Raw genomic sequence first — 17,307 nt, forward strand, 5'->3', positions numbered from 1 at the left:
TTATTGAGTTCAAGCTCCTAGTTATCGCACGTGGCAGCTGGTCGATCTGCCGGGCGCTTCCAGCTGCGCGTTGTCACCCTTGATCCAGAACACCACACTGCCATCAGTGTAGCGCGCGCCAGAACCGGAGAGCCCCTGCGGCAAGCGGAAGCTGCGCCCACCTGTCGTAATCAAAACCTCGTTCGGTGATTTCACGAAGCTTGCGGTTAAAGTCGTGCCGTCGTCGCAGCGATAGATCACTCCCGCGTGGTCCTGCGCGAAAGCAGGGGCCAGGCCCGCCAAAAGCACTGCGCCCGGCACTCCAAACACCGCCATACCGATCCTACTCACGTCTATCTCCTTGCGTCGGAAAGTTGCGTCGGAAAGCGCAGACATTAGCACAAGATGAGAACAGTAGCCTTGCCTCACGTCGCAGCGCGTTTTGCGCGTCGTCTCATTTCTCCTCGCGAACGACTATGGCCTGCGTTCGACGCGAAGCGCGGAGAGTTGCGGTATGGCGCCGGTGAGCTGGGCCACCCAGCGTGCCGCTTCGGCGTCGGGACGCGGCTCTGCCGGGCGATCGTCCGGAGGTGCGTTGGAGGTCCCAAGCGACCGCTCGCGCGCTTCCCCGGGGGTGAGGCCAAATTAGCGACGAAAGGGGCGAAGCCGGCTTAATTGGGCAGGTTTTTCGTGACCCCATTTCGGGACTGTTTCGCCAGTTGCTTCCAACGGTCGAAACCGGAGAGGCGCCGAGAAACCGAATATCCAGGGGAGCTTGATGTGAAATCGACGAGCTTAGGAGGAACCACCGCCTTTGCTCCAGAGACCCAGTTTTCCCAGCGCGGATACAAATTATCCGTCGAGGCTAAACGGCTGTTAAATCTAAGCTAAGCTGTCAAACGGAAGCAAATTGAGCTTTTATTTCCGTCACCCCTTATTCCCGCTAGGCGATCCATTTTCGATCGATGGAGTGTCTACTGACGGAGGCAATCTGCAGCGCGCAAAGCGCGGAATTGAGATCGATTTGACGAGAGTGAGACTACTACACTAATGCCCGAACGCAAAATGAAATAGGTGACATGATTGATCTTTTGGCGTCCGTGTCGCGCACAATGTCGACCTAACCGCCAGTCGGCAGAAGCTGAAGATGCGCTATCGTCTCAGAAGCCGCGCGGTCGTTCACGTAGCTATCCCCTCCCACATCCAAGCTTCGGCTCGCCTCTTGAAACAAAAGACACGGTGTCTTCGTCTGGCTCGTGCCGACGAGCGGGATCTCGGTCTCCAACATCTCCACGCACGATGGGCCGGCGTTCACCCACAGTCCCTCCTGGACCCGTATGTCTTTATCCCGCATGTCGCGCCGGCAGTCCGCGTGACCGCGCCAAAGCCATCAACATTGGGCCAATAGCGAACTCACCGCGATGCGCTCTTCGTGTCAGATCGCGCAGATAACCTCCGGCGGAGCTGATATGCTCTGCTCTCTGCAGCATGCAGGCGATGACGGTTGCTGCATTTTCGTGTCCCATAACCTGGCATGCCTCCTGGTAGGCGGATGGACTGATGCCGAGCATGGACCGGATGACGATTGCTGCCGTCATGAGGTCACGCCAGTTCTCAACTTTCCCACCTGAACCGTAGGACACGACATCCGGGCAGGCTTGGACGACGAGACCGAGCGGGAACGACTTCAGCGGCGTCGGTGTTGACGCTTGAACAGACGAATTTGCCATTCGTTCAGAGATTGCCAATCGAGGTCTGTCGTTTGTGCAGGCGGTAACGGGCGATACCTCTTCCTCACGACGGCATTCGCTGCTGGTTGGATCTGGCATCAAATCCCGACGCGGATTCGTGACGGTGCTTGGTTCAGATTCAAAAATGTTTTTAAGATCTGTATTCTGTATATGGCGCTCAGTTTGGGATTCTTTGGCGCTTTGTTTTTGTGTTTCTAGTTGTCTTTCCAACCGGATAAGCACTTCGCCGCGCAACATTTCCAGTTCCTCGAGAACTGCGTTCAGATCGCCAATATGCGGTGCGCGCGGTATGGTTCCCGCGATCGACTGGAAAGTTGATTGAATCATCAGCCAATCGCCGGTCGCATGTTCCTCAAGGGCGATATCGAGCAGCTTTGCAATGTCACGGCGGCAAATTGACAGGCGTTCTTTCGTGATACGCATACGTTCGCGTTCGGCCGCAATCCGGGCCGCCTGAGCGAAGATTTCATCTGCACGTGCGATAAGAGCCGCCACGCTGAAACCGAAGGCCTCATCGATCCCCCCTTTCCGATCCCGCCGGGCATATCGTTTGCCGTTTGGGCTGTCTTTTCGGATCAACAGTCCTGCGCTCACCAAGGCGGCGAGATGGCGTCTCAATGTCGCGGGAGCAATTCCATGCGCTCGCAGTGACAATTGTGCATTGGACGGAAAGACCACCAGGCCGTTTTCCTGCGACAAGGCATTCTCCGGGTAGAAGCTCAGCAGTGCGTTCAACACCGCAAGGGCACGGTCGGAAATTCCAAACACGGTTCTGGCTTCGCAAAGGGCGCGAAACAGTTTCCATTTATCGATGGATTTTCCGGGCTCGATATCCCTGGCGTCGTATTGGTTTACCAACATGCCAAGCGTCATCGCCCGCCGCCCAAAAGGCGTCGTTACGAAATTCGTGTTGTCCATATCTTCGCCTCTGATCTCGGGCAAAGCGAATACGGCCACCGAAACGACATTCGATGCATTGACAACTGATTCGGGGGGAGCTATTGATATCTTCGCTACAAGAATACAAAGGCTCTCGAATGGTTCGCCGTTGGGGGGCCTTTTCTTTTTGCCGTCGCTAACCTTTCTCTCTTCGTTTCACCATGGCTTCTCGGCGTTCAAACCGAGTTATTCCGCTGATCAGCGGATACCAAACAGATCGAAGGTCGCGGCAAAAAGAGCAATGATATCTTCGCTACAAGAATACAAAGGCTCTCGAATGGTTCGCCGTGAGGGCTTCTTCCGTTGATGCGTCTATTCCCAAAATCCGCGCTTAGCGCGGCGATAAAACCCTGTCAGCTGACAGGGTTTATAAATCATCCTGTCCGTCGGTTGCGTCAAACTTCGCGATCAGCGTCGGTAGCTCGCCCTCGATGAAGGCTGCAAAGCGCGCACCTCGTTCAGACTCTGGCACGAGCCGCAGCTCTTTCTTCGAAATCTGAAGCCTTGCCAGGGGTTCGCCGCGCCGATCGCGAATATCACGACCGGGTAGTCGCGCCGCCGCAGGGGTCTTTAGCACCCCCATGGCCTGGCTGAATCGCTCATTGGACATCAATTGCAAAACCCTGTCAGCTGACAGGGTTTCTCTGATGGCGGCCAGTGCATCGGGTTTCGCTTTTAACGATCCGCCGAATTCAACCCATCGCGGTCGCCCGATTTTCGGGGCCCGACCAATCGCCTGAATGACGTCGATGGGGACAACACGATAAACCGAGCGCATACGCGCAAGCTCTGCGTCGTCGATCCCGAGCGCCGCATAAATGTCTCTTGGCCGAATGCCGGCTTCGTCCATGCGCCATGCAAAAAGCGCTCGTTCGATCCAGCTCAAATCCTGACGGGCAGCGTTCTCGATACCCTGGACAACAACAAGGTCTCGATCTGACATCTCCAAAATTAACGCCTTGATGGGGCGCTGAAGCTCACGTGCGGCACGCAAACGGCGATGCCCGTAAATCACCTGATATCGACCCGTCAACGTCGGATGAACGCGAACCTGTATTGGGATCTTTTGCCCCTCTTCTTCGATGCTTTTCTTGAATTCCGCAAAGGACGCGTCGTTGTCATCAGGGAGCCGGTCGGGAAAAGGGGATGGGTCGATCAAACTGGCGTCGATCTCCGTCGAGCCACCTGATCCTGCTTCCAGCATGGCAAGAAGGCGATCGCGCTCGCCCCTAAGGTCACTGATGGCCTTATGGGTGGCACCAATGACGCCGGCGCCCACGCGTGCAGGCCCCGAGGGGGGCGCCTGTTGCTCGGTGTTCTTCTTCGCATCAGCGTTGATATCGGCTGCAAGCAGTCCGAAGCTTGCAGCGAGCGATGATCTTTTCGGGGGCTTCGTCATCGACGCCCCCAACTGCTTTTGATTAAGTCCACAATTGCGTCGTTTACGGCATCCATGGCATCGCGCGCACGGCGATGCGTATCACGGCCGACTTGGCCCATTTCCAGTTCGTATAGGCTGCGCTTGGCAAGCCCCGCGGCCTCGATTGCAGTACTTTCGATCGCCGTCGGCAATATAACGTCATCCCCGAAAAGATGGCGAAGCATGGCTACGACCTGAGACTGCGGCTGGTCGTTCGGATCATGACGGGTGATGAGATATCGGAAAAAATCGTGCTTCAGCACGGCACCGCTCTCACTCAGTACCTGAATGAGGTCTCCCATCATCAGAAGGAACTGGCTCATCGAGGACACATCCAGCATCGCCGGGTGCACTGTTACGATCATCCCTGTTGAGGCATGAATGGCGCCAAGCGTGAGAAAGCCGAGGGAAGGGGGAGTGTCCAGAATCACTATGTCGTAACGATCCCTGACCTCGTCCAATGCGAGCTTCAGGCGCTCGAAGAACATCCCTTCGCGGCTACCCAATCGTTGGGCGAGAATGCGAGGTGTCTCGTGCTCGTATTCCATTACCTCGAGGTTGCCCGGAATGAGATCAATGCCATCGAAATAGGTTTGATGGATGATCTCCTTCATCGGCCGACGTTCGTCGTCATATCGCAAAGCGGCATAGATGGTTTCGTTCGCTTGCACATCGATCTCAGGCTGGAAACCGAACATCGCCGAGAGCGAGGCCTGCGGATCGAGATCGATCGCAAGAACACGATAGCCATGCAGTGCGAGATATTGTGCAAGGTGGACGCTGGTTGTGGTCTTGGCGCTGCCACCCTTGAAGTTCGCAACCGCGAGCACCTGAAGATGCTCCCTGTCTTGCCGATAGGGGAGAAATCGCAACGCGTCCGAGGGCTTCTGCTCTGCGAACATAGCCCGTAGTTCATTGATCTGCTGCAGCGTATAGGCGCGATGATTGTTTTCAAGCCGGCTTGGGACCGGTCCACGGCCTTCATTAGACAATAGCTTTAGCGTCGAATCGGGAATGGAGGTCAATTTGGAGACCTCATTCGTCATAAAGTGACGCAGGCTCTTTTTTGCCTTCGGCGGATACATACGTGTCCGCAACGCCTGGAGCTGGTTCGAAAGCATACCGGCGTGCCGGACGATCTTGGTCGCAGCATCCTCGGAAAAACTATTTTCCTGCTCGGTTTGTTCTGTTAGCGCCATCTGTCCCTCTTGGCGGTCTACACTCGTTCTATCGACCACCGCCCGCTAACAAAGGACATGATTCTGTGTTTACGTCCAGCAAAATAAGGTTAGTGCCATCTTAACGCCATCTCTCGACAAAAAAATGAACGGCAAATTCCTCCATGTTTCCCGAGAGTTAGCCATGCTACTGCTTGAAACTCCAGTCAGCATTAGAGCTTCAGTGTAGATAGAAGCGGTTATATTCGGGCGGCCAAATTATCCTTCGAGCACTTCAATTGTGCCATGAGTCGCGACTCGCTTCCCCTGTCGACAGCCGCGCCAATTTCCTGGTGACCGTGTGTCTCACGACCTGTGTCGTGCTGCATTTCCAGTTCGAGAAATCGCCAGGAGCTATGATCTGCGAGCCTTCAACGCGTTCAGAAATTCCAAAAGTACGACTGCGTGGTTGTGGACCGGATCCTTTGCGCCGTAAACCAGTGTTACAGGCCCGTCGTCAAAATGGAGGAGCGTCTGCACAGCCGGATTCGACACCAGTTCTTGCCGGTAACTTTCCCGAAAGTCCGCGAACCGTTCCGGCCTATGGTCAAACCACTTCCGTAGCTCCGGCGACGGAGCCACATCCTTGATCCAGTCGGTTAGCTTCGCGTCTTTTTTGGCTAGACCGCGTGGCCATAGCCGATCGACGAGCACCCTTTTGCCGTCCTCGATTGCAGGTTCGTCATATACCCGTTTCAGCTTCAAGAGCGGAGGAGCCATCGAAAAGCCCTTACTGTCTCAGAACATGTCTGTCGACCATGTAAGCCACGACTATACGGCCGCAGTCGTCGCTGAATATATCAGACTGCCACAAAAAGAGGACTGTCGTTGCTGCGGCTCCAAACATCGAAGAACCGTGGCGGAGGCGGCAAATCCGGCAAAGCAGTCAGCCAGTCTATGCGGTGTGCCGTTGGGTTTGACCGACAGAGCCCCCGCCGTGCCGACCGCCTGGTCGGTTACCAATTGCCGTAGCGCCCGATACCATCTTCGAAGGTTCTTCCCTGAAGCGCATCTTCGTCCGTCAGCGTATAGTCGCCGACGATACGCCGCGTGTCGCGGACGTCCGGGTTAATGGAGACGATACTCCCTCGCGCGACAATATTACCCTCGCCTCGTTCAAGGCAGATCGGTAACGTCGAGAGACTGAGCCGCCGTTTCAGTGCAGGTTCTGGAGTGTCGCCAGCAAGGAGAATGATCGATGGCAGCCTACGCAAATAATACAGACAGCCAGCCCAAAATAGCCGTGATCGGCCTCGGCTCCATGGGCATGGGCATGGCGCTATCGCTGCGACGGGCCGGGCTGGAGGTGACCGGTTTTGATGTCTCTGCGGCATCGATGGATCGATTTCTGCGGGAGGGCGGCAGATGCGGCTCAACCCCGGCCGAGGCCGCCGAGGGGGCAGACATTGTCGTTTCCGTGGTCGTCAATGCTGCGCAAACCGAGGCGGTGCTTTTCGGTGAGGACGGCGTCGCGGCAGCGATGTCTCCGGGCGGCGTGTTCATCTCCTCTGCGACCATGGATCCGGCCATCGCCCGGACACTGGCTGAACGGCTGGAAAAGTCCGGTCGGCACTATCTTGACGCGCCGATCTCGGGGGGCGCTGCAAGGGCCGGGAGCGGCGAATTGACAGTCATGGCCTCGGGTTCAAGCATGGCTTTCGAAAAGGCGCGGCCCGCTCTCGATGCCATGGCGTCGAAAGTCTACGAACTCGGATCGGCCGCCGGCACGGGGGCCGCGTTCAAGATGATCAACCAGCTTTTGGCCGGCGTCCACATCGCTGCCGCTTGCGAGGCGATCAGCCTTGCCGCCAAGCAAGGCCTCGATCTGAACATGGTCTATGAGGTCATCACGGCATCCGCAGGCAATTCCTGGATGTTCGAAAACCGCATTCCACATGTATTGTCAGGCGATTACAGCCCGCTCAGCGCCATCGAGATCTTCGTCAAGGATCTGGGGATCGTCCAGGATATGGCGCGAGCGGAACGATATCCGGCTCCGATTGCGGCGGCGGCGCTGCAAATGTATCTGGCGGCCGCCGGCGCCGGCATGGGGCGGGATGATGACGCCTCTGTCGCACGTATCTATGCGCAGCTTTCCGGGGCGATCCTTCCGGCAAAGCAGGATCGCAAACTCTGACACCTTCGCAGGCAAGGCAGTGGCGGCAGATGGCGACCCGGTTGGGCCCCTGAGGTGGATTTCGTCGACGGCGACTGGCGCCGCGGTGTGGTCCCCGCGGCCCTCGAAGCGAGGCTGGTCGAGGATCGTGCTCATGCAATCCAGGCTGTCATCGTCGTTCATAACGAGACGTCGACGGGTGCGACCAGCCGTGTCGCCGAGGTTGAAAAGGGGAATGTCGACATCACCGTGAGCTGCTCGCAGAAGGGGCTGATGCTTCCACCGGCCTTGGCTTCACGGCGGTCATGACGTCCCTCAGGGACCTCAGCAATACCCACGAAAAGGTGGCGATGGCCGGAAGCTATCGTCCCCGACATCCCGGTAAGTTCAATCGCCACCATAGAAGCTCGGTCTCATCGTGGATTGCCATTGGGTCGAACCGCCGCCACGATGCCGGCGGCTTTGGAGGCTCTTACCACCAGTGACGCGAACGGTCGTTTTCAGCGGAGGCTCGGCCTATCAGGTAGCCGAGCCCGAAGATGATCGCGCCTAGTCCCAAGACCAATGCGGAGGTTGTTTGAGGGTGGTCTTTGGCGCCTGTTGCCACGGCTTGTGCCTCACGCTTTGCGACCGACGTTGCCGACTTCACTGCTTTCCTGACCCCTTCGGGCTGCTCGGCCGGCGTCCCGGTAAAACCGGCATTCAGTTCGTTTGCCATCGTGCTCTCCTTTTGCAGAAGGGGTAACTGCGGAAAAGCTGAACTGTTCCCCAGACTGCGGGGCGGTGCACGACAGGTGGGCGGAGCGTGATGAATGCAGGTCCCTTCCGGTTTCGCATTTCCCTAGGCTTGTCGAGCTTAATCAAAAGCTCAAGCAGGACCTCTTCATTTGATGCGCCCGGCGCTGCGGCAAAAGAAGTGCTGCTAATGGGCGGAGCCGCGGTCAAACTTGTGTCAGCCCAGCTTTGCCAGACGACGGACGCTTGTAAGAGATTCAATGAGTAGTCGCTCGTTTGCCAGAATCCCTCGCAAATGCGTTTTTGCCAAACGTTCGAGCAATGCTTCCCCTTCAGGCGTGAGACCAACGAGCACGCTTCGCTTGTCCTCGGATGATGGAATGCGTAATGCAAGCCCCGCCGTCGTAAGCCGGTCCACGAGTTGAACCGCGCCATGATGCTGAACAAGCATTTGATCGGCGAGCTCGCGCACCATAATCCGGCCCTCTGGCGCGACCTTGATGACCAACAGTGCCTGGTATTGCTGGGACGTCACGCCGGCTTCAGAAACCGCGGCCTCGCTGAACGAGAGAAACCGCCGCATGGCGAGGCGCACGCCCGCAAGACCTTCGTAAACGCCAGGATCGAGCGCCTCGTCGGTCGACGGTTCAGATTTGTCCGCGCGCTTTAGCCGCTTTCCAGAGGACATTCCAAAATTTCCTTTATTTATATCACGGCATGATATATTTTGCGGCATTCGACACTAGGGAAGGTTGGCGGTCTGGGACGCCCGGATACCGCCAATCGCCGCAGTCGTGAAGCATATCCTAAATCCTGGCGGCTGAAAGGGTCAGCACTTGGACGATCTCAATGTCAATATCGACGGATTAATCGTCTTGGATCGCGACATGCGTTTCTTTGGATCGATCGCCGGCGCGTTGACCGTTCCCGCTGGTCGCCGCCTCGCCGGGCGAGGCACCTGCAGATTGGGTGGTCATGCTGCTCAAAATTGCTGAAAGAGATGGGCGCTCCATCTACGTTTACGACGAAGATGGTCCTGACCAATGGACGGTGACGCTAACTCGTACCGGACTTAAGGTCTTGCCAGCATCTTGAGATACACCCCGTTTATTGATCATAACCGGTAGAGTTTGCTGAGGATGTGGAAGAACATCGGTAATGCCGGCAACAATCCACCTCCGATCGATTGGCGATCGGGAACAATAACCCTGGTGCGTCGATTGTATGGGATACATGCTGCCGATTTTCTTGGGCCGCTCAGCTCTCAAATACTGAAGTCTCGCGATTGCGTGAATGCATTCAGAAATGCATTTCTGATGTTTCCTGTCATGGCAGTTTCAGCATACGCCCAAACGCCGCGGGCAACTCCAGTGACAGATCGTGCAGTCGATTGCACTGAGGTCGTGGAGAAAGTCCTGGCGAAGACAAGGGGCCGGCTATTGTCCTTTCGTCCAGGCGAGGAAAAGTGCACCGTCGTCATCCTCTTGCGAAAAGAAGGCAAGCGCCCGGAGAAATTCGTCTTGGAAATCGATCGTGACATGTCTGCTGATAGTGCGGAAGAGCTTTTCAAATGAACCGTTGTGAAGACCGCACAAGGGTCGGCCGTCGTGCAGCATCGCACGTGAAGGCGAAGTTAACCGATAACTGTGCGTGGAATTCATTGAAATCGTTCGAGGATGGGCAGGAACAGGAATTGTTCCTGGTGACAAGCGGATGGTAGCATCGTAACGCAAACGACTGTCTGCCTTGTTCCTCGGAGCCGCTTTTTTAATGACCTATGTCGTTCTTGTTCTTTTTGGACTTACCTATCTCGGGATGGCGCTGGGGCGGGTCCCCGGACTGCGTATCGACCGAGCCGGTATCGCGCTGATCGTCGCCGTCGTACTGGTAGCAGCCGGCGCGGTTCCGCGCGACGCAATGGACGAGGCCATTCACTTCCCGACACTGCTGCTGCTCGGCGGGCTTATGATCCTATCGGCAAGAGTTGGCGCCAGCGGCTTTTACGGCGAGGTCGCGACGTGGATTGCGCGCCAGGCCGGACGGCCGCGCCTCCTCCTCGCCTCGACGATTGCGATCGGCGGCATCCTCTCCGCCTTTCTCGTCAATGACATCGTCGTCTTCGCAATGACACCGCCGCTTTGCGCCGGCCTCGCTGCCCGCAATCTCGATCCTCGCCCCTACCTGCTTGGTCTAGCCGCAGCGAGCAATGCCGGCTCGGCAGCCACCTTGATCGGCAATCCCCAAAATATTCTCATCGGGCAGGCAGGTGCGCTGAGTTTCTGGGGTTACTTCGCCGATGCGGCTATACCGTCGCTTGCCGCACTCGTCATCAGCTATGGATGCGTGGCCTACGTTTGGCGGGCGAGCCTCAAAACACCATCCAAAGACGCTCCGTCCGAGGCAATCACCTTCGACCGTTTTCAGGTGGGCATATGCGCTGCGGCATTGGTCTTGTTGCTCATCCTGTTTGCCTCCCCTCTGCCACGGGAGATTTCCGCCCTTCTGGTCGCCGCTTCCCTGATTATCAGCCGCACGCTCCCGAGCAGGCAGCTCCTCGATGAAATCGACGTGCCTTTGCTCATCCTGTTTGCGGCGCTGTTCGTTATCAACGACGCATTTGCCCGAACCGGAGTTCCGGAGGAGGCCGTGCGTACATTGGCGACCTACAATTTGCTGCCCGATCGTGTCTCTTCACTGGTGCCGATTTCGCTGCTCCTCAGCAATACGATTGGCAATGTTCCCGCCGTCGTGATGATCCTCAAGGTCTGGCACGGAATTCCGGAAGGGATCCTGGTGGGTCTTGCCGTCCTTTCCACGCTCGCCGGCAACCTGCTCCTCGTCGGAAGCCTCGCCAACCTGATCGTTGCCGAACGGGCAGCAATCCAGGGCGTGCGTCTGACGTTTCGCGATCATGCCAAGGCCGGGGTGCCGATCACGATCCTCTCCATGCTCGTCGCAGGCTTCTGGCTTTGGATCGGCGGGTACATGGCGCTCTAGCCACGTGGACAAAGCGGATACGTGTCGGCACCGAAGACGTGGACAAAGGTTTCCGCTTTCCATGAGCTGGGTAGGCTAGCCGGACACCGCGCACGAAGGCAGGCTCAAGCGTGGTGAAGCTCGGTTCCCTGGATGGCGGAAAGCTTCCAGTCCGAGCCTGGTTTGCGCACGAAGGTCCAAATCTCGGTGGTTTCCGAGGCATTGCGATCGTCACCCTCGACCAGCCGGCCCGTCGTGCGATCGACAAGCGCGTCGACGCTCGAATAGCGCATCGCCAGGGTAGCATATTCGGCATTGTCCTCGCGCCAGGCTTCGGCGATGTCGCCCTGCAGCAGGCGAACATTGGTGACGCTGTTGCGAACACCTTTGGTCGCGTTCTCGCCAAGCTCCTCGGCCAGATAGGACATCGCCTCCGGCGTGGTCAGCTGGCGCAGGGTGCCATAATCCTCGGAACCGTAAGCCGACTGGATTTCCGTCAGAAGGTGCTCGAAACGGTCGAGATCGGCTTGCGATAGCCCAATCTCGTCGTTGGCCTGGCGCTTTTTCTGTGCGGCGGCTGCCGTTCCGCCGCCGATTGCCGGGATGGAAAAGGAGGGACGCTGCGACGCGTTCATATTGTGCGACGCATCCGGTCCTGACGCTGCGTAGTTGGTTTGTTGGCGGCTTGTGAAAAATCGCATGGCGAAGCGGATCGCCAAGAAGATCAGAACGACCTGCAGCAGCAGGCCAAGGAAACCGAACCCGCCGCCGAAACCGTGACCGATCAGCATGCCCAGGAGGCCACCGGCGATCAATCCGCCGATCATCGATCCGCCGAAACCACCCAGCAAGCCGGGACGCGGCTGCGCATTGATCGGCGGCTGTGTCGCAACCTGCGGCCGCGGCGTCATCGTCCGTTCAATCGGCGCGGCCTGCGTCGGAGCCGTCCGCGTTATGGCAGGAGTGTCGAAGGTACGCGTTCCGCGGCTGCCGAATCCACCGAAACCGCCGGCGCGACGTGCGTCGGCATCGTCAAAGCTCGCAAGGCACGAGACGGCGGCGAGGAGGACGATGGCTGCAATCTGAGCGAAACGCGGAACTGCACGGAACATTGGATCTCCTGTCCTTGGGCAGAAAGATAATCTGCAGGATATATAGGGACCCCATTTTACGATTGTAAGTCGGCGGCAAGCCGCCTGTCTGAAAGTGGCCGGAGCAAGTTTGTACCCACCGAACGTCGCGCGCCTCTGGCGAGTTCAAGCTTTTTGGATTGTACGTTTGCGCAACTGGCATATCGTTATGCGATGGAGCATATCGAAATATTTCAGCGCCTCGGGGTGGCGCTTGCGATCGGCCTTCTCGTCGGCGTAGAGCGAGGCTGGCGGGAGCGCGACACTCGGGCTGGTGGAAGGACTGCTGGAATCCGCACTTTTGGCCTCACCGGCTTTCTCGGCGGAATCGCCGGGATCCTTCAATCCATGGTCGGTCCCTTGCTGCCGGCGACGATCGCGGCGGTGCTCGGTCTCATCTATATTGCCGGCAAGTGGCAACAGACGACGGAAGACGAAGATTACAGCATCACCTCGGTTGTCGCCGCTCTCGTCGTTTTTGGACTCGGCGTTCTGGCTGCCCTTGGTGACATTATCACTGCAGCAGCCGGTGGCGTCGTAACGACCGCAATTCTTGCGGCCCGCCATAGCCTTCATGGCTTTCTTAGAGCGTTGACATGGCCGGAACTACGTTCTTCCTTGATATTGCTTGCAATGACCGCCGTTGCGCTGCCGCTTTTGCCCGACAAAGCGCTGGACCCTTGGGGAGCGCTCAATCCTTTCTCTTTGTGGTTGCTCACCATCACCATCGCCGCTTTTTCTTTTGCCGGTTATGTTGCCATCAAGGTGGCCGGCACAGGCCGCGGTATTCTACTGGCTGGCGCGGCGGGAGGACTGGTATCCTCGACCGCGCTGACACTCTCCTTCGCCCGTTATTCCAAGCAGACGTCTGAGGGCTCGACCTATCTGGCCGCCGGGGCGGCGGTTGCCGGCGCCTTGTCCTGCGCTCGCGTCTTCGTTATCGGCGGCGTCTCGTCGCTCGACTTGCTCGTGCCGCTCGCGTTCTGCCTGATCCCGGCAATCGTCGGCTTTCTGGCTGCCAGCTTCTTCTGCGTATGGCGCGGCGGTGGAGCGACGAATGTGCCGGAAATTAAGCTGAAGAATCCGTTCGAATTGCGCATGGCGCTTTCCTTCGCCGCGCTACTCGGGTTGATCAGTCTGATGTCAAAGATGGTCATCGACTATATCGGTGCGTCGGCGCTTTTCGTCGTTGCGGCAGTCTCCGGACTTGTCGATGTGGACGCCATCACGCTTTCGACCGCGCGACTGACAGACACCGCAATCGACGCAAAGACCGCAGCCGGCGTCATCCTCATTGCGGTTATCGTCAATGTGGTAACGAAGGTGGTTCTCGCCTTTACCGCCGGCAGGCGGGACTACGGCCAGGCCTTGGCGCTGGCGTCGGGCGTTGCTATCGCGATGGGGGCCGTCGGCTATTTCGCGCTACGCAGCTTCGTGCCCGACTAAATCCAACGGATAAGCGCCAAGCCATCCGGAAGGCGGAAATACTGGCGCTGCGACGTCCCAAATGCCTGTAACATCACGTATCGTCTATCAGACAAGACACGGATGTCGCGGCAAAATTCGCGCTTTCAGAGCGGGATCGCAATCCCGGCCGATCTTAGTCCTGCAAGAAAGTGATCCTGGTCTGATGGGCGCTGCAGGCGGAGCGCGACTTCCTTGCGAATATTGGTCAACAAAGCCGGTGCGTTTGCCTTAAGCCAGGTCTCTTCCTTGTGGGCATCATCGAGCTTGCCCTGAGCCCCGAATACTGCGAGCAGGACGAGATGGTGCATGGGGTTGTATTTGAGATCCGCCATGCGAGCCCATAGCTCGGCAGCCTGGTAGTCGCCCCGCATATAGGCACACAGTGCCATGCCCACCTCGTAATATCCTACCGGGCCTGGGTTTCTGTTGATTGCGCTCGACATCAGTTCACAACCCGTTTCCCACTTCCCGGAGAGGGCAAGCCGAAACCCGTATTCACCGGAGACCTCGGTGTCGTTGGGATTGACGGCGTAAGCAGCTGCCCCCGCCTTCAAGGCCACATCGACATCGCCTTTGAAAAAACTCGCAAGCATGAGCGCCTGCAGGGCCCGCGCATTCTGAGGGTCCAGATCCACGGCGCGCTCGGCGGTTTCGACGGCAAGCATCAACGGTCTGGCCGATTGTGGCATATCCGACCGGTATTGGAACCTGACCTCGTCCAGATAGGTAAGGGAAAGCAACGCCCATGGGGTCGAATAGGTTGGCAGACGCTCGGTCGTGCGTTTGAGACAGTCTTGGACCGCAGCATGGTTTTGCGGATTGAGATCAACCCGGTAGCTGTAATAGGACAGAGTGCAGGCGTAGGCATCCCAATCGTCGGGTGGAGACTGGGCCGCGCGTCCAGCGTCGGCCTGGAAGATGATGCCATAGGGTTGAGCAAGGGCTGTCGCAACACGCTGAGCGATATCGGCTTCGACCTCCAAAACATCCTGAACTCGAAGGTCCCGGTCGTAGTTGTTCGCCCAAATCACCGATCCATCGGCACGATGGACCAGTCTGGTGGTGAGCCGAAGTTTGTCTCCGCCGATGCGCACGCCCCCCTGCAATGCGAAGCGTGGTTCCTCTTGCTTGTCCAGTCCGGAAGACGGCCCTTTCATAACGACGGCGATTTCCTTGAATTTCGCCAGTTCGCCAATGACCTCGTCGGTCAGTCCGCGAGCGATGCCCGAAGACCCTCCGTCCTTGGAAATTTCTTCGAACGGTTCGACGAGAACCTTGGGGGTGGCCAAACCATCAAAAGGGGGGACGAACTTCGGAGCCAACAGCAACGGGGAGAGGAAGGCGGTGACTGCAATCACTGCAAGGGCGATAGCAGCCGGGAGCGCATACCACGTCCATGAGAGGCGCGATGAACCATCTTGATGTTCCGGGGCCTGCATGGGCTCCGGTGGTTCGGATGCGCTCTCAACGGCGTCCTTGGCGGCTGGTGGATCGAGAGACCTTTCAGCGCTGGCGTAGCGAAAACAGGGTACATAGGCACCTTTCGGAATCGTAATGACGATATGATCCGCTTGTCCGGCGACCAGATAGTAACGTTCGAGCCCACGGCGTATGCGGCCTGCCTCTATTCTGACGACCGGGTCGTTCTGTGCGTCGAAGGACGAATCCCGCGCGAAGACCTCCTGTGCAATCGTGTAGGCTTTGAGGTAGTCTGCACGTCCCGCGAGCGTCTCTTCAACAACATATTGCAGGAATCTGCGACCCCGCTCAGGTGCAAGAAATTCGTCACTTGCAAGAATCCGCTCCAGCTGCCCTCTGATTTCCAGGATATCGGGTGGGGACGCGCTGTCTCCGCCGCTTGCCCGCGCACTTTGCATTGTGTCCCCCCGCGGCCATGCCAGCCGTCTTATCCCCTCGTATGTTCGTGTATCTTACGCCTCTAATTTAAGTCGTGCCAATATAATGTCTCAATCTGATTAACGCGCGCACGAAGAGCGAGGCGGGGATGATGTCGAGAGAGGATAATTCAGCGCATGTGTCCGCCCTCGAAATTGTGGAGGAACGCTTCCCCGATGAGGTCACGCGGGTACAACATCTTTTCAATATTGACGAAACCTTTCGCAGCATGTGCGAGGATCTGGCCGCAGCCGTCGAGACGCTCGCTCATGTCGACCGATTGCCGGATAGCGTGCGGGAGGCACGGCGACAGGAATACGCCGATCTCGTCGAGGCGCTTGTCAGCGAAATACGTGATGCGATCCGTCGCTCGAACGTCGTGGTCTTAAGACGGCCGGTCAACCAGCCGAAGTCATAAGGCTGCAGCCGCATTGATCGTGTCAGGGATGACCACATCCGGAAAGAACTCAAAAGCGGGATGATCAAGAGCGCCTGATCGCAGTAGGTCTCAAGCGGAGACTGCAGCGGGCCTATCGTCGGAAGGTGGAGCCGGGTTCGCCCACGCCGCGAGCAGGTCATAGAACACGCCGAGAACGACCGGTCCGAGAAACAAGCCAACCAGGCCATGCGCGAAAGCTCCTCCGATAACGCCCAGGAGGATTACTGGCATGGGGGTGGACAGGCCGCGCGAGATCAAGATTGGCTTTAGGAAATTATCAAGAACGGCGATCGGCACCGAAAGGAGCGTGAACAACAACGCATCCGAGAAGGACCATGTGAACCAAGCCCAAACGACCAAGGGCAGCAACACGAGGCCCGGCCCGATTTGTATGATACACAAGATAAAGACAATGAAGGTCAGCGCTCCGCGTGCAGGGACGTCGAACAGTACAAATTCCAGCCCGCAGAGCAGCGTCTGCAACAATGCTATGCCAATGACGCCGCGGGAAACATTGCGGACCGTCATGCCTGCAAGATCGACAAAGTCGGCACCTCTTTTCCCCCCAACCCGCATTGCGACAACGTTGACTGCCTTCGTGAGTCGGCGCTTTGCGACGAGGAAGAAGCCGCACAGCAACACTGACGCGATGAAGCTGAGGACGCTTGATCCGAAGGCAGCCGTTTTCTCGAGGATGACACCGGCCATGTCCCGTATCGGCTCCTGGAATTGCTTCAGCATCGCTGCGAAATTGGTTGCCGCGTAGTTCCACGCTTCGTAAATCCGCTCGCCGAAGGGAGCCCATTCTTTTATGCGTTGAGGAGCCGCCGGCACCGCGATCGTTCCCTCTTTCAAGCCCGTTAAGAACGCCTGGGTAGCATCGGCAAAGCTGAACACTATGGCCGCCAGCGGCGCTATGATTACAACCAGACACGCGACCACAATCAAAGTCGCAGCAACTATGCCGCGGCCGCCCACCAGCTTCCTGAGCAGTTCAAAAACCGGGAAAAGAGCGACCGCCAGTATCGCGGCCCAAGCGATGATAGAGATGAAGGGCGCAACGACGGTGAAGGACCAATAAGCGAAGAGGCCAATGACGCCAAATCGGATGAAATCGCTTATACGTGCGTCAGTCGAGGCGTGGCTAGCCGGGTGTCCGTCGGCGGCCTTGTCTTTGTAGCCATCGTCATGCATTGGCCCCATCCCGCTACTTTCCCCTTGAGACGCCGCTGAAACCGATTG

At 57.8% G+C, this 17,307-nt stretch carries 18 protein-coding genes; 7 read left to right on the forward strand and 11 right to left on the reverse strand.

Features of this window, described 5'->3' with window-relative positions; genetic code table 11:
- Window positions 1-21: 21 nt before the first annotated feature.
- The 6 genes from FHT86_RS13605 to FHT86_RS13630 all read right to left on the reverse strand — a co-directional run bounded on the left by FHT86_RS13605 (window position 22) and on the right by FHT86_RS13630 (window position 6,520).
- Complete coding sequence (locus tag FHT86_RS13605; RefSeq protein ID WP_208116652.1) at window positions 22-330, reverse strand: MliC family protein; 309 nt, start codon at window positions 328-330, stop codon at window positions 22-24.
- Window positions 331-1,322: 992 nt separating this feature from the next.
- Window positions 1,323-2,648, reverse strand: a complete 1,326-nt coding sequence (gene repC / locus FHT86_RS13610) for a plasmid replication protein RepC (protein WP_133707339.1) — start codon at window positions 2,646-2,648, stop codon at window positions 1,323-1,325.
- 388 nt (window positions 2,649-3,036) lie between these two features.
- A complete protein-coding gene (repB, locus tag FHT86_RS13615; protein WP_133707340.1) occupies window positions 3,037-4,068 on the reverse strand; it encodes a plasmid partitioning protein RepB in 1,032 nt (343 codons plus the stop codon).
- A complete protein-coding gene (gene repA, locus FHT86_RS13620; RefSeq protein ID WP_133707341.1) occupies window positions 4,065-5,288 on the reverse strand; it encodes a plasmid partitioning protein RepA in 1,224 nt (407 codons plus the stop codon). Before repA ends, repB begins: the two co-directional genes overlap by 4 nt.
- 372 nt (window positions 5,289-5,660) lie before the next feature.
- Window positions 5,661-6,026 (reverse strand): DUF488 domain-containing protein, encoded by a 366-nt coding sequence (locus tag FHT86_RS13625; RefSeq protein WP_133707342.1) that lies wholly within the window; start codon window positions 6,024-6,026, stop codon window positions 5,661-5,663.
- 236 nt (window positions 6,027-6,262) lie between these two features.
- Window positions 6,263-6,520 (reverse strand): FAD-dependent oxidoreductase, encoded by a 258-nt coding sequence (locus FHT86_RS13630; protein WP_208116653.1) that lies wholly within the window; start codon window positions 6,518-6,520, stop codon window positions 6,263-6,265.
- Between FHT86_RS13630 and ltnD the strand changes: the two genes are divergently transcribed.
- Window positions 6,505-7,443 carry an L-threonate dehydrogenase gene (gene ltnD, locus FHT86_RS13635; protein ID WP_133707343.1) on the forward strand — a complete coding sequence of 313 codons (939 nt, stop codon included), beginning with the start codon at window positions 6,505-6,507 and terminating at the stop codon, window positions 7,441-7,443. The genes FHT86_RS13630 and ltnD overlap by 16 nt on opposite strands.
- Window positions 7,444-7,497: 54 nt before the next feature.
- Window positions 7,498-7,731, forward strand: a complete 234-nt coding sequence (locus tag FHT86_RS13640) for a hypothetical protein (protein WP_409527587.1) — start codon at window positions 7,498-7,500, stop codon at window positions 7,729-7,731.
- A gap of 163 nt (window positions 7,732-7,894) precedes the next feature.
- Here FHT86_RS13640 and FHT86_RS13645 read toward each other — a convergent pair whose 3' ends face one another.
- Complete coding sequence (locus FHT86_RS13645) at window positions 7,895-8,140, reverse strand: hypothetical protein (RefSeq protein ID WP_133707344.1); 246 nt, start codon at window positions 8,138-8,140, stop codon at window positions 7,895-7,897.
- Window positions 8,141-8,374: 234 nt separating this feature from the next.
- Complete coding sequence (locus FHT86_RS13650) at window positions 8,375-8,845, reverse strand: MarR family winged helix-turn-helix transcriptional regulator (RefSeq protein WP_133707345.1); 471 nt, start codon at window positions 8,843-8,845, stop codon at window positions 8,375-8,377.
- A 148-nt stretch (window positions 8,846-8,993) separates the two neighbouring features.
- Between FHT86_RS13650 and FHT86_RS13655 the strand changes: the two genes are divergently transcribed.
- The 3 genes from FHT86_RS13655 (at window position 8,994) to FHT86_RS13665 (ending at window position 11,154) form a co-directional block, all read left to right on the forward strand.
- On the forward strand, window positions 8,994-9,152 hold the full coding sequence (locus FHT86_RS13655; protein WP_166656816.1) for a hypothetical protein: 159 nt from the start codon (window positions 8,994-8,996) through the stop codon (window positions 9,150-9,152).
- Between the two features lie 144 nt (window positions 9,153-9,296).
- Window positions 9,297-9,731: a hypothetical protein gene (locus FHT86_RS13660; protein WP_133707346.1), complete on the forward strand. Its 435-nt coding sequence runs from the start codon at window positions 9,297-9,299 to the stop codon at window positions 9,729-9,731.
- 196 nt (window positions 9,732-9,927) lie between these two features.
- Window positions 9,928-11,154 carry an SLC13 family permease gene (locus FHT86_RS13665; protein WP_133707347.1) on the forward strand — a complete coding sequence of 409 codons (1,227 nt, stop codon included), beginning with the start codon at window positions 9,928-9,930 and terminating at the stop codon, window positions 11,152-11,154.
- Between the two features lie 104 nt (window positions 11,155-11,258).
- Here the strand turns inward: FHT86_RS13665 and FHT86_RS13670 are convergent, their stop codons facing one another.
- On the reverse strand, window positions 11,259-12,245 hold the full coding sequence (locus FHT86_RS13670) for a Tim44 domain-containing protein (RefSeq protein WP_133707348.1): 987 nt from the start codon (window positions 12,243-12,245) through the stop codon (window positions 11,259-11,261).
- 192 nt (window positions 12,246-12,437) lie between these two features.
- On the opposite strand from FHT86_RS13670, the gene FHT86_RS13675 reads away from it, so the two are divergent.
- The gene (locus tag FHT86_RS13675) at window positions 12,438-13,709 is read left to right on the forward strand and encodes an MgtC/SapB family protein (protein ID WP_133707349.1); all 1,272 of its coding nucleotides are present in this window, start codon (window positions 12,438-12,440) and stop codon (window positions 13,707-13,709) included.
- 125 nt (window positions 13,710-13,834) lie between these two features.
- Here the strand turns inward: FHT86_RS13675 and FHT86_RS13680 are convergent, their stop codons facing one another.
- A complete protein-coding gene (locus FHT86_RS13680; RefSeq protein WP_133707350.1) occupies window positions 13,835-15,607 on the reverse strand; it encodes a hypothetical protein in 1,773 nt (590 codons plus the stop codon).
- Window positions 15,608-15,735: 128 nt separating this feature from the next.
- Between FHT86_RS13680 and FHT86_RS13685 the strand changes: the two genes are divergently transcribed.
- Entirely contained in the window at window positions 15,736-16,044 is a 309-nt protein-coding gene (locus FHT86_RS13685) for a hypothetical protein (RefSeq protein ID WP_133707351.1), read from the forward strand.
- Window positions 16,045-16,134: 90 nt separating this feature from the next.
- Here the strand turns inward: FHT86_RS13685 and FHT86_RS13690 are convergent, their stop codons facing one another.
- Complete coding sequence (locus FHT86_RS13690) at window positions 16,135-17,259, reverse strand: AI-2E family transporter (protein WP_133707352.1); 1,125 nt, start codon at window positions 17,257-17,259, stop codon at window positions 16,135-16,137.
- Window positions 17,260-17,307 lie beyond the last annotated feature (48 nt).

The sequence above is a fragment of the Rhizobium sp. BK313 genome, from assembly GCF_014193655.1.
Taxonomy (GTDB): domain Bacteria; phylum Pseudomonadota; class Alphaproteobacteria; order Rhizobiales; family Rhizobiaceae; genus Rhizobium.

Coding starts and splice junctions, on each gene's coding strand:
- repC (WP_133707339.1), bottom strand. CDS start 2,648: ATGGACAACACGAATTTCGTAACGACGCCTTTTGGGCGGCGGGCGATG.
- repB (WP_133707340.1), bottom strand. CDS start 4,068: ATGACGAAGCCCCCGAAAAGATCATCGCTCGCTGCAAGCTTCGGACTG.
- repA (WP_133707341.1), bottom strand. CDS start 5,288: ATGGCGCTAACAGAACAAACCGAGCAGGAAAATAGTTTTTCCGAGGAT.
- FHT86_RS13625 (WP_133707342.1), bottom strand. CDS start 6,026: ATGGCTCCTCCGCTCTTGAAGCTGAAACGGGTATATGACGAACCTGCA.
- ltnD (WP_133707343.1), top strand. CDS start 6,505: ATGGCAGCCTACGCAAATAATACAGACAGCCAGCCCAAAATAGCCGTG.
- FHT86_RS13645 (WP_133707344.1), bottom strand. CDS start 8,140: ATGGCAAACGAACTGAATGCCGGTTTTACCGGGACGCCGGCCGAGCAG.
- FHT86_RS13650 (WP_133707345.1), bottom strand. CDS start 8,845: ATGTCCTCTGGAAAGCGGCTAAAGCGCGCGGACAAATCTGAACCGTCG.
- FHT86_RS13660 (WP_133707346.1), top strand. CDS start 9,297: ATGTGGAAGAACATCGGTAATGCCGGCAACAATCCACCTCCGATCGAT.
- FHT86_RS13665 (WP_133707347.1), top strand. CDS start 9,928: ATGACCTATGTCGTTCTTGTTCTTTTTGGACTTACCTATCTCGGGATG.
- FHT86_RS13670 (WP_133707348.1), bottom strand. CDS start 12,245: ATGTTCCGTGCAGTTCCGCGTTTCGCTCAGATTGCAGCCATCGTCCTC.
- FHT86_RS13675 (WP_133707349.1), top strand. CDS start 12,438: ATGGAGCATATCGAAATATTTCAGCGCCTCGGGGTGGCGCTTGCGATC.
- FHT86_RS13680 (WP_133707350.1), bottom strand. CDS start 15,607: ATGCAAAGTGCGCGGGCAAGCGGCGGAGACAGCGCGTCCCCACCCGAT.
- FHT86_RS13685 (WP_133707351.1), top strand. CDS start 15,736: ATGATGTCGAGAGAGGATAATTCAGCGCATGTGTCCGCCCTCGAAATT.
- FHT86_RS13690 (WP_133707352.1), bottom strand. CDS start 17,259: ATGCATGACGATGGCTACAAAGACAAGGCCGCCGACGGACACCCGGCT.